This window comes from Paracoccus sp. (in: a-proteobacteria), assembly GCF_047973135.1.
In the GTDB taxonomy this organism is placed as follows: domain Bacteria; phylum Pseudomonadota; class Alphaproteobacteria; order Rhodobacterales; family Rhodobacteraceae; genus Paracoccus.
Genome location: NZ_JBKEBL010000015.1, coordinates 1 through 9475, shown reverse-complemented (window position 1 = coordinate 9475; position 9475 = coordinate 1). Strand labels below are relative to the sequence as shown.

General features: G+C 61.8%; 8 protein-coding genes and 2 pseudogenes. 9 read left to right on the top strand and 1 reads right to left on the bottom strand.

What is annotated here, in order from left to right:
- Nucleotides 1-990 precede the first annotated feature (990 nt).
- The 7 genes from ACK5L9_RS01100 (at nt 991) to ACK5L9_RS01070 (ending at nt 7527) form a co-directional block, all read left to right on the top strand.
- Nucleotides 991-1686 (top strand): HAD family hydrolase, encoded by a 696-nt coding sequence (locus tag ACK5L9_RS01100; RefSeq protein ID WP_416909600.1) that lies wholly within the window; start codon nt 991-993, stop codon nt 1684-1686.
- The gene (locus ACK5L9_RS01095) at nt 1683-2537 is read left to right on the top strand and encodes a DMT family transporter (RefSeq protein ID WP_416909599.1); all 855 of its coding nucleotides are present in this window, start codon (nt 1683-1685) and stop codon (nt 2535-2537) included. Before ACK5L9_RS01100 ends, ACK5L9_RS01095 begins: the two co-directional genes overlap by 4 nt.
- Nucleotides 2538-2624: 87 nt before the next feature.
- A complete protein-coding gene (rpe, locus tag ACK5L9_RS01090; protein ID WP_416909598.1) occupies nt 2625-3308 on the top strand; it encodes a ribulose-phosphate 3-epimerase in 684 nt (227 codons plus the stop codon).
- 604 nt (nt 3309-3912) lie between these two features.
- On the top strand, nt 3913-4836 hold the full coding sequence (locus ACK5L9_RS01085) for a hypothetical protein (RefSeq protein ID WP_416909597.1): 924 nt from the start codon (nt 3913-3915) through the stop codon (nt 4834-4836).
- 111 nt (nt 4837-4947) lie between these two features.
- Entirely contained in the window at nt 4948-5472 is a 525-nt protein-coding gene (locus ACK5L9_RS01080; protein ID WP_416909596.1) for a hypothetical protein, read from the top strand.
- Between the two features lie 100 nt (nt 5473-5572).
- A complete protein-coding gene (locus ACK5L9_RS01075; RefSeq protein ID WP_416909595.1) occupies nt 5573-6352 on the top strand; it encodes an SDR family oxidoreductase in 780 nt (259 codons plus the stop codon).
- A gap of 41 nt (nt 6353-6393) precedes the next feature.
- Nucleotides 6394-7527: an ABC transporter ATP-binding protein gene (locus ACK5L9_RS01070; protein WP_416909594.1), complete on the top strand. Its 1134-nt coding sequence runs from the start codon at nt 6394-6396 to the stop codon at nt 7525-7527.
- Between the two features lie 327 nt (nt 7528-7854).
- Here ACK5L9_RS01070 and ACK5L9_RS01065 read toward each other — a convergent pair whose 3' ends face one another.
- Nucleotides 7855-8889, bottom strand: a complete 1035-nt coding sequence (locus tag ACK5L9_RS01065) for a glycosyltransferase family 2 protein (RefSeq protein WP_416909593.1) — start codon at nt 8887-8889, stop codon at nt 7855-7857.
- Between the two features lie 123 nt (nt 8890-9012).
- Between ACK5L9_RS01065 and ACK5L9_RS01060 the strand changes: the two are divergent.
- Both ACK5L9_RS01060 and ACK5L9_RS01055 read left to right on the top strand, forming a co-directional pair.
- Nucleotides 9013-9207, top strand: a pseudogene (locus ACK5L9_RS01060) (IS5/IS1182 family transposase); the annotation flags it as partial.
- 103 nt (nt 9208-9310) lie between these two features.
- Nucleotides 9311-9475 (top strand): annotated as a pseudogene (locus ACK5L9_RS01055) (transposase); the annotation flags it as partial.

Sequence of the window (9475 nt, the reverse complement as noted above, 5' to 3'; positions counted from 1 at the left end):
GCGACCTGCTGGATGCAGCCGCAGAGCGAGCGGTTGCCATTCGAGCGGTCCGACCGGATGCAGGCGCTGTCGACTGGCCCCGCCATGGCCAGCGGCGTTGTCAACACAATGGCTGCGGCCGCGATGAAGATGCGGTTGAACATGGACTGTCTCCTCGATTCTCTTGCCCAGGGCACCGTGAAACCGGCATTATCCTGCCCTTATAGAGGCAATTCATAACAGATTCCTTTATCCGCCTCAATCTCCGGCGCAGGGTGGTGATCGCGGCGGCAGGCGGTGCGATGACAATATCTTGTGGCACCGCGCAAATATGCCGCATTCGGTCGGGCCGAATCGCCTGACAAATCTGACAACACGGTTTTTTCCGCCAGCCATTTCCCGCGCTTCATCAGTGCCTGCGTCCGTGATCCGAAGTCGGGTGAACGGAGAGGGGGGGGCGGGGCGGGAAAAGCCCGACCCGCCCGCTGCCGCCCGGCCGAGCGCGCGCCTTAGGCGCGCACTCCGGTCTGCGGGTGGCAGTCCGGGCACCCGGCAAACCCAACAAGCACCCCACGCGCCGCAGGCCATGGCTGGGGGTCCGGGGGGCGCAGCTCCCCCGGCCACCGCGGGACGCATTCCTAGCAACGCCGAAGTCACGCAACGCAGGCCAGCAGTGTACAGCCTGTGCACATTCTGTGCCGCCCCGGTGCCCGCCCTGTGCGGCCCCAAACCCAGCACTTGCTGGGCTTTCCCGCACCGCCCCAGACCGCTGTTGCGTAGCGCGCCAAAGCAACGCACGCGGGTGTTGCACCGCAGCCCGCATACCCGCCCGTCATGCGCCCGGTACCGAAGCTTCGTTTTGGGCGAAATCCCTGACGGCTGGACCGGCTTTACATGACGTCTGCTGACAAGACCCGAAAAATCCTGCACAGCGGGTCAAATATATCCGACGTTCTGCAGCGGGGCCGGTTTGATCCCGGTTCGCGGACCCATGACAGGAGGCCAAGAGGGATGATCGACGCCATCGGGCTGGATGCCGACGACACGCTTTGGGAAAACGAGACATTTTTTCGCAAAAGTCAGGCCGGGCTGGCCGATCTGCTGGCCGGATACGCGGATCCGCAGGTGATTGCCAGTCGTCTGGACCGGGTCGAGCGCCGGAATCTGGCGCGCTATGGCTTTGGGATCAAGGGCTTTACGCTGTCCATGGTGCAGACGGCGATCGAGCTGACCGATGCACGCATCGATGGACGCGCCATCGCGCGCATCCTTGAGATGGGGCAGGACATGCTGGCTCATCCCGTGCATCTGATCGCCGGCGTCCCCGAGGCGCTGAAGGCGCTGTGCGGCCGTCGGCTGCTGCTGATCACCAAGGGCGATCTGTGGGATCAGGAACGCAAGATCGCGGCCTCGGGGCTGGCCGATCTGTTCGACGCGGTCGAGATCGTCGCCGACAAGACCCCCGCCACCTATGCCCGCCTGCTGGCCCGCCACGGGATCGGGCCGCAGCGGTTCCTGATGGCTGGAAACTCGGTCAAAAGCGACGTCCTGCCGGTGCTGGAGCTGCGGGGGCAGGCGGTGCTGATCCCGCATGACCTGACCTGGGCCGCCGAACAGGCCGCGGATCCCGCCGCGCCCGGCTTTCACCGGCTGCGATCCATCGCCGAACTGCCCGCGCTGGTTGCCCGGATCGAGGCCGGGTCATGACGGACAACGCCCGCGCCGCCGGGCTGATGACGCTGTCCATGGCGCTGTTCGCGCTGGAGGATGCGTTTCTGAAACATCTCAGCATGCGGCTGCCGGTCTGGCAATTGCTGGTCATGTCCGGCGGCACCGGCTGTCTGGCGATCTGGGCGGCGATGGCGCGGCGCGGACAGCGGATGTGGTCGCGCAAGCTGCTGCATCCGGTCGTGCTGGCCCGCGGGCTGGGCGAGGCGATCGGCGCGGTCGCGTATCTGACCGCGCTGGCGGTGGGCGATCTGGCGACGGCCTCGGCGGTGCTGCAATTGCTGCCCCTGACCCTTGTGATGGGGGCCGCGCTGTTTCTGGGCGAGCAGGTTGGCTGGCGGCGCTGGGCCTCGGTCGGGCTGGGGCTGGCGGGTGTGCTGCTGATCATCCGGCCCGGCATGGCGGGGTTTCAGCCCGCTGCGCTGTGGGCGCTGATCGGTGTGGCGGCGCTGACCCTGCGCGATCTGGCGACACGCCGGATCCCTGCCGATATTCCCTCGGGCATGGTGTCGGGATCGGCCTATGCCGCCGTGGTGCCAGCCGGGCTGTTGCTGGCGCTGTTCTCGGCCCCGCCAGTGCTGCCCGCGCTGCCGGAATGGGGGTCGTTTGCCGGGGCGCTGGTCCTTGGTGTGACCGGCTACATCGCGATGGTCGCGGCGGGCCGGATCGGCGAGGCCTCGGCCGTGGCACCGTTCCGCTATACCCGGCTGGGCTTTGCGTTGCTGGTGGCGGTTCTGGCCTTTGGCGAACGTCCCGATGCGCCGACCCTGATCGGGGCCGCGCTGATCGCGGCGGCGGGCGGATATGCGATGTGGCGCGAGGCGCAATAGCGGCGCCACCTGTTGACGCCGGTGCCGTTTCAATCCTATCCGGCAGACATATCCTTGCAACAGCAGACAGCCGCAGGAAGGCCCGCCATGACATTCGACCGCAAGATCAAGATCGCCCCGTCGATCCTGTCCGCCGATTTCGCCGATTTCGGACGCGAGATCCGGGCGCTTGAGGCGCAGGGCGCCGACTGGATTCATGTCGATGTCATGGACGGGCATTTCGTTCCGAACCTGACCTTTGGCCCCCCCGCCGTCAAGGCGTTCCGCCGACATGTCTCGGGGTTCATGGATGTGCATCTGATGATTACGCCGGTCGATCCCTGTATCGAGGCCTATGCCGAGGCCGGGGCGGACATGATCACCGCCCATGTCGAGGCTGGCCCGCATCCGCACCGCACCCTTCAGGCGATCCGCGCGACCGGCCGGAAAACCGGCGTGGCGATCAATCCCGGCACGCCGCTTGAGGCCATCGAGTATCTGCTGGATCTGTGCGACATGGTCGTGGTGATGACCGTGAACCCCGGCTTTGGCGGGCAGAAATTCACCCACAGCCAGATCGACAAGATTGCCCGCCTGCGCGGCATGATCGGCGACCGCCCGATCCATATTCAGGTCGATGGCGGGATTGACACAAAAATCGCCCCCGTCGTCGCCCGCGCCGGGGCCGATGTGCTGGTCGCCGGATCGGCGATCTTCAAGGGCGGATCCGCCGATGAGCCGCTGGCCTATGGCGAAAATATCCGCGCCCTTCGCGCCGCCGCGACAGTCTGATTCCGGGCCGACAAAGCAGGTCGCAGGTCAGCCCGCGACTTTCCGCTTTCTCTGCGGCAACTTTACGCCCGGCGGCAGCCCGGAATAAAATCTTGTGATCTCTGCCCCTTATGGTGGCAATACCCAGATGGGCCGGGCCATGGCGTCAGCCCATGCGGGCGATGCTTCGCTGATCCTTGGCGCGATCTCTTGACCCACACGAGAATACCACTGACTATCCATCCTGTTTTTTAGCATTTTTTACTTTTTTCGTTTTTTGTTTTGAGAGTGACATTTTATGAAACCGATAGAAAACCAGCAGAATAATTCTGTCCGCAGCTCAGCGACACCAGAGCTTTCCAGCAAAAGCCGCGACATGCTCAGCGGCAAACAGGCTGCTTCCAGCGCGAAGGCGCAATCCTCAACTGAAGCGGCTTCAACTGAATCGGCCTCGGCGCTACAAAGCCGCGCCGCCAACAATCAGTTCTTCTCGTTTCCCGATATAGATATTGGCGACATCAATATTCCCGGCCTGCCCAACATCCCAGATCTGCCGGACATTCCCGGCTTCCCCAAAAAACCCGGAGAGCCGTCCAGACCCCCGAAAGACGATGGTAACAGCCGGTTGGGTTCTGCTCAGGAAAGGCAACTGGACAAGGATATTCAGGCAAAGCTTGGCGGAAATCAGGACGCGCAATCAGCCTATGACAATCTGCTGAAATCCGATCTGTTCGGGAAACAGGATTCGCGCGGCTCGACCACGAACCGCGATGCACGGATCGCCATCATGGAGCAGGTCAAGAACTATCCCGAAAAGGCCGTCATCGACGATCTGACGCAGATGGGCGACCGGAACTGGTTCCGCAATCAGGGCTTCGAGGACCAGCAGCGATCGGCCAAGATGATCGGGTTCAACACCAGCGAGACCACCCCGAACGCGAACCAGACGCGCCAGAATACGGTGGACCGGATCCTTGAAAATGACGACATCAACCTGAAATGGGAAAAGATCGAATCCAACCCCGGAACGACCACTTGGGGCCGGGCCGGCGGTGACAGGGGCAAGGGCGCACGGATCATCCTGAACAACGAATTTGTCAGTGCCGGAGCCGACAAGATCGATCCCGGCGACTCGAAGGCCATCAAGGTCGCCGTGGACACGCTGGCGCATGAGGTGAACCACACGCTGACCCCCGGCGGAAACGAACAGTCCTATGCCTATTTCATGGATGAATACCGCGCCTGGAATGCCGGTTTCACGGCCACGAATGGACACCCGCCCACGGCGAAGCAGGCTTATGACCGGGCCTATTACCTGACCGACAAGACTTCGGGCAGCTATGCCAATATCGGCAAGGCCCTCCGCGACGACGGCAGCGACGACCAGAAAAATATCGTGTCGTTCATGGCCGGTCTGATGGGACTTGACCCCGCGACCGCGACCTTCGACGATGTTCGGAACAAGGATAAGTTCAACAATGACGGGCCTGCTCTGTTGCCGGTCAAGGCAAAGGCCGATGACCCGAACAATATCGACAACCACGGATGACACGGGATCGCATGTCAAAAATCCGCAAATTTAACGATTTCAACAGTCCGGTCTAAGCCAATGGCGATGACCGGCAATCTGAAGGCAGCAATATTTGCCATGACATTAACAATGACAACCACAGCAAGCGCCGAGGACGTGGCGGCGATTTCCGCGATAACGGGCATTCCCGAAGTCAATCTGGATGTGTTCCCGCTTGAAATTCCCGGACTGTCGGGATGCGCCATATTCGACGCACTGGACACCCGCGTCCGGGGTGCGAACGCGGCCATGCCGGTCGTTCGCGTCGATGGCGGCTGGTTACCCGGAACGGCACCCGATGTGACGGCGCTGGTGCTGAACAGTTGCGCCGACCGGGACACCGCGCCGCAGGCTTTGGCAGCGGTGATCGGCACGCTGCATTCTCCTCGTCTGGATGCGGTGAACGACGTGAAATCGCCGCTGGTCGAGACGATGCTGCGCAATGCGGGCGTCGGGTTTCAGCCTCCGGAAAGCCGCAGCGAGGGCAGCCACCAGATCGTGACCTTCTTTGCCGAGGGGCCAGACGGTCAGTATCTGGCCTATGTCGAGGCGAACTGGTCGGTCGGCGGCGACGTGGTGGTAGTGGCCAACCCGATCCCCAACGCCGAGCCCTGACCGGCAAGACGCGGTCCGCTGTGTCCTGTCTGGCAGCAAAGCTGTTTGACAATGGCGGGCGGTCCGCGTTTCCTGCCCTTCAGCAATAAAGGAGGGCAGAATGGATCTGGGCATCAGGGGTAAGCGGGGGCTGGTCTGCGCGGCCTCGAAAGGACTGGGGCGCGGATGCGCCGAGGCCTTGGCTGCGGCCGGGGTCGATCTGGTCATCAACAGCCGGACCGGCCCAGAGATTACCCGAACCGCGCAGGAAATTGCCGCCGCCCATGGCGTCAGCGTCACACCGGTCGCGGCCGACATCACCACAGATGACGGTCGTGCCGCCGTGCTGAAGGCGGTCGGACAGGCCGATATTCTGGTGACGAATGCGGGCGGGCCGCCTCCGGGCAAGTGGACCGATTGGAACCGCGACGATTTCATCCGCGCCATCGACGCCAACATGCTGTCAGCCATCGCGCTGATGCAGGCGCTGGTGCCCGGCATGATGGAACGCGGCTGGGGCCGGGTCGTCAACATCACCTCGCAATCGGTCCGCTCGCCCATTCCGGCGTTGGGGCTGTCGAACACGGCACGGACCGGGCTGACCGGCTTTGTCGCGGGCATGTCGCGACAGGTGGCCCCGCATGGCGTCTGCGTCAACAATATCCTGCCGGGCATCCACGCCACCGACCGCGCGGTCAGTCTGGATAGCGGGGTCGCCGGGGCGCAGGGCATCACTCTGGCCGAGGCCCGCAAACAGCGCGAGGCGACTATACCCACCCGCAGCTATGGCGAGCCCGCCGATTTCGGCGCTACCTGCGCCTTTCTGTGCAGTCAGCAGGCGCGTTTCATCATCGGCCAGAACATCCTTCTGGACGGCGGCGCGCTGAACGCAACGATCTGACGCTGCGGAACTTGGCAAAGAACCGGCGCAAGGTTGCGGGCATGGTCCGTCCCTGCTACGGCAAGAAAACCTTAGCGAAAGAATCGGCCAATTCCGTGATCACCCCGCCCCGACTGGAGGTTCAGAACCTGATCCGCGCCTTTGACGGGCAGCGGGTTGTCGATCAGGTCTCGTTCACGGTCAATGCCGGCGAGGTCGCCTGTCTGCTGGGGCCCTCGGGCTGCGGCAAATCCACCACTCTCCGGATCGTCGCCGGGGTGGACATGCAGGATAGCGGCAGGATCTTCGTCGATGGCAATCTGGTCTGCGACACGGTCTTTCGCATTCCGCCGGAACGCCGCGCCGTCGGGCTGATGTTTCAGGACTTCGCGCTGTTTCCGCACCTGCCGGTCAGCGAGAATGTCGCCTTTGGCCTGAAGGGCGGCTATGCCGCCAACCGCCCCCGTGTGGCCGAACTGGTCGAGCGTGTGCATATGAGCCGCCATATCGACAGCTATCCGCATGAATTGTCGGGCGGCGAACAGCAACGCGTCGCGCTGGCCCGCGCCTTGGCCCCTCGCCCCCGCGTGCTGCTGATGGACGAGCCCTTCAGCGGGCTGGACGAACGCCTGCGCGACGGCATCCGGGACGAGACCCTGTCGCTGTTGAAAGAAGAACGCAGCGCCGTCCTGCTGGTCACGCATGAACCCGACGAGGCAATGCGCATGGCCGACCAGATCCTGTTGATGCGCAACGGCCGGATTGTCCAACAGGGCGCGCCCTATAACCTGTACAATGCGCCCACCGACCGGCAGGCGGCGGCGTTCTTCAGTGACATCAACGTGTTGACCGGGCGCGTTCAGGGCGCGCTGACCCATACCCCCTTTGGCCGGTTCCTGACCCCCGGCGTCGCTGATGGCCGTGAGGTAGAGATCGTCATCCGCCCGCAGCACCTGCGCATGGATTTCGACCGCGCGGGGAGCGGCCCCTTGCCAACCGCCGAAGACGGCACGGCCGCGCGTGCGCAGGTCGTTCGCGCCCGCTATCTGGGCCGGGAATCGCTGGTCGAATTCGCGACCGATGAAGGCGGGATCGCCCTGACTGCCACAGTTCCGGGCGTGTTCCTGCCGCCCGCGGGTACGGCCATGTGGCTGATGCTGCGTCGCGACCGGGTGTTCGTCTTTCCCAAATCCTGACGGAAACGCCCCGGATTGGTGCCGGACCGGCCCATTTCGTTTGTCATATAGCCTGACGACTTTCTTTTGATTGTTTTGTCAGGCTATAACCATTTGATTTTACGCTGATGCTGCGCCAATTTGATGATCAAATTGGCTTCCGTCAGCTATACCAACGGCCCGTGGGATTGACCCGTACACGACGCCGACACAGTCCCCCGCCCGGCGGCACGATGCGCCATGCTTCCGGGCCGGGTCTGCCGTGCTACCGCCGCAAGACCAAACCTTCGGCAGCGGTCAATCGTCAGGGCCGTTGGCCTGAGATGGCCCTGTCACCGGCCCCGTTGTTCAGCGACCAAGGAATACGCGCTGTTGTTCAAGGTACCACTGCTGGGCATCGGGAAGTGACCGGCGAAAAATTCCATAGGATCGGGGAATGGCCAAAAGCACGCCTCGCGCCTGAGGAAAACTGAATCTTCGCGCCAGCAAGTCCTTGAGAAATTCACCGATCAGCCTGCGCCCCAGGTAAATTGCGAATGAGGCACGATGTCGAATCGGTGAATCGCTGTTCGTATGTACAAAAAGGGCTACGTTCGAGATACCCAATGACGTCGCTTGCATGCGAGCTATCCTGCTGCCTGCCGCCTCATAATGATTAAGGCGAGCATCCGGAGCAAATATGCACAACCCATGCCTGCCATATCGATAACTGGCATCCAGATCTTCGCCTGGGCAGTATGCGCAAAGAAACGAGTTGAATTTTTCGATTCGCGCAATATTCGTGCGCACCACCATACCGCAACCGGGCAAATACCCTACCAATACGGCATTGTTGTTTCCTTCACGATCATGCGCCCGATCACGATAGCGGTCATAGGGAATAAACATGCGGTCCTTCGCCTGCATGAGAATTTCCCGTCGAAAAAACCTCCAGAAACGGAATTGTTCCAAGTATTTCAACAGAGAAGCATTCTCTGCGGTCCCCCCCTTCTTTCGTTCGATGGCTGCTGACGAGTTTCCGGGCTTTGTCTCTTTCATGAAATAATCAATTGCTGCCGCTGGAAGACTTGCGACAGTATTCAGTGCCAGTCCTGCAATCTTCTGTTCGCGATCATTCTCGAAAACGCTCATGAATTTTTCGGCGCAATCCGGAAAAAGAAGCGAGTCATCATCTATAAATACCACAACATCCGCAGTAACGGAGGAAAGGCCCTGATTGCGCTGCGCGGCGGATGACCTTGCCACTGCGGACTGAAAGACGAGATTGATACCGGTTCCTGCGAGCATCGAATCCAGAACATGGCGATGTTGATCGGCGTTCTGGCTGGCGTCGATAACAATGATCTGTTTCGGAGGGCGGGTTTGCGCCAGCAGACATCGCATATTTAGTCTGGTCTGAACAACGTGGAACGCATTGATTTTGTGTTATGAACTTCCGGTATTTCTGGCTTTTTTCTGCAGGGTTTTGTATTGTTGAAGCAGAAACCCTGCAAATTCGGATCGTCGATGAAGCCGCATTCCCACGCCCCCGAACAGGATGACCTGCTCCGCCCCCGATTGCTCGACATGATCGACGCCCGGCATGAGCTGGTGAAACTGGCGAGTTTGATCGACTGGGCATTCTTCGAGCGGGAGTGGGCCGGGTTCTTCCCCTCGACGACCGGTCGTCGGGCGACATCGCCGCGGCTGGTGGCCGGGCTGATGTATAGCTGACGGAAGCCAATTTGATCATCAAATTGGCGCAGCATCAGCGTGAAATCAAATGGTTATAGCCTGACAGCATAATCAGAAGAAAGTCGTCAGGCTATATCTGCAGCACGCCTTCAAGCTGTCGGACGAGGCGGTGATCGCCCGTTGGGTCGAGAACCCCTCCTACCAGCATTTCACCGGTGAGACGTTCTTTCAGCACCGGCCACCGATCGATCCCTCCTCGCTGGTGCGCTGGCGCAAGCGGATCGGTGAGGTGGGT

Excerpts from the sequence above, each read along its gene's own strand:
- rpe (WP_416909598.1), top strand. The coding sequence starts at position 2,625 with ATGACATTCGACCGCAAGATCAAGATCGCCCCGTCGATCCTGTCCGCC.
- ACK5L9_RS01070 (WP_416909594.1), top strand. The coding sequence starts at position 6,394 with ATGGTCCGTCCCTGCTACGGCAAGAAAACCTTAGCGAAAGAATCGGCC.
- ACK5L9_RS01065 (WP_416909593.1), bottom strand. The coding sequence starts at position 8,889 with ATGCGATGTCTGCTGGCGCAAACCCGCCCTCCGAAACAGATCATTGTT.
- ACK5L9_RS01075 (WP_416909595.1), top strand. The coding sequence starts at position 5,573 with ATGGATCTGGGCATCAGGGGTAAGCGGGGGCTGGTCTGCGCGGCCTCG.
- ACK5L9_RS01080 (WP_416909596.1), top strand. The coding sequence starts at position 4,948 with ATGACAACCACAGCAAGCGCCGAGGACGTGGCGGCGATTTCCGCGATA.
- ACK5L9_RS01100 (WP_416909600.1), top strand. The coding sequence starts at position 991 with ATGATCGACGCCATCGGGCTGGATGCCGACGACACGCTTTGGGAAAAC.
- ACK5L9_RS01095 (WP_416909599.1), top strand. The coding sequence starts at position 1,683 with ATGACGGACAACGCCCGCGCCGCCGGGCTGATGACGCTGTCCATGGCG.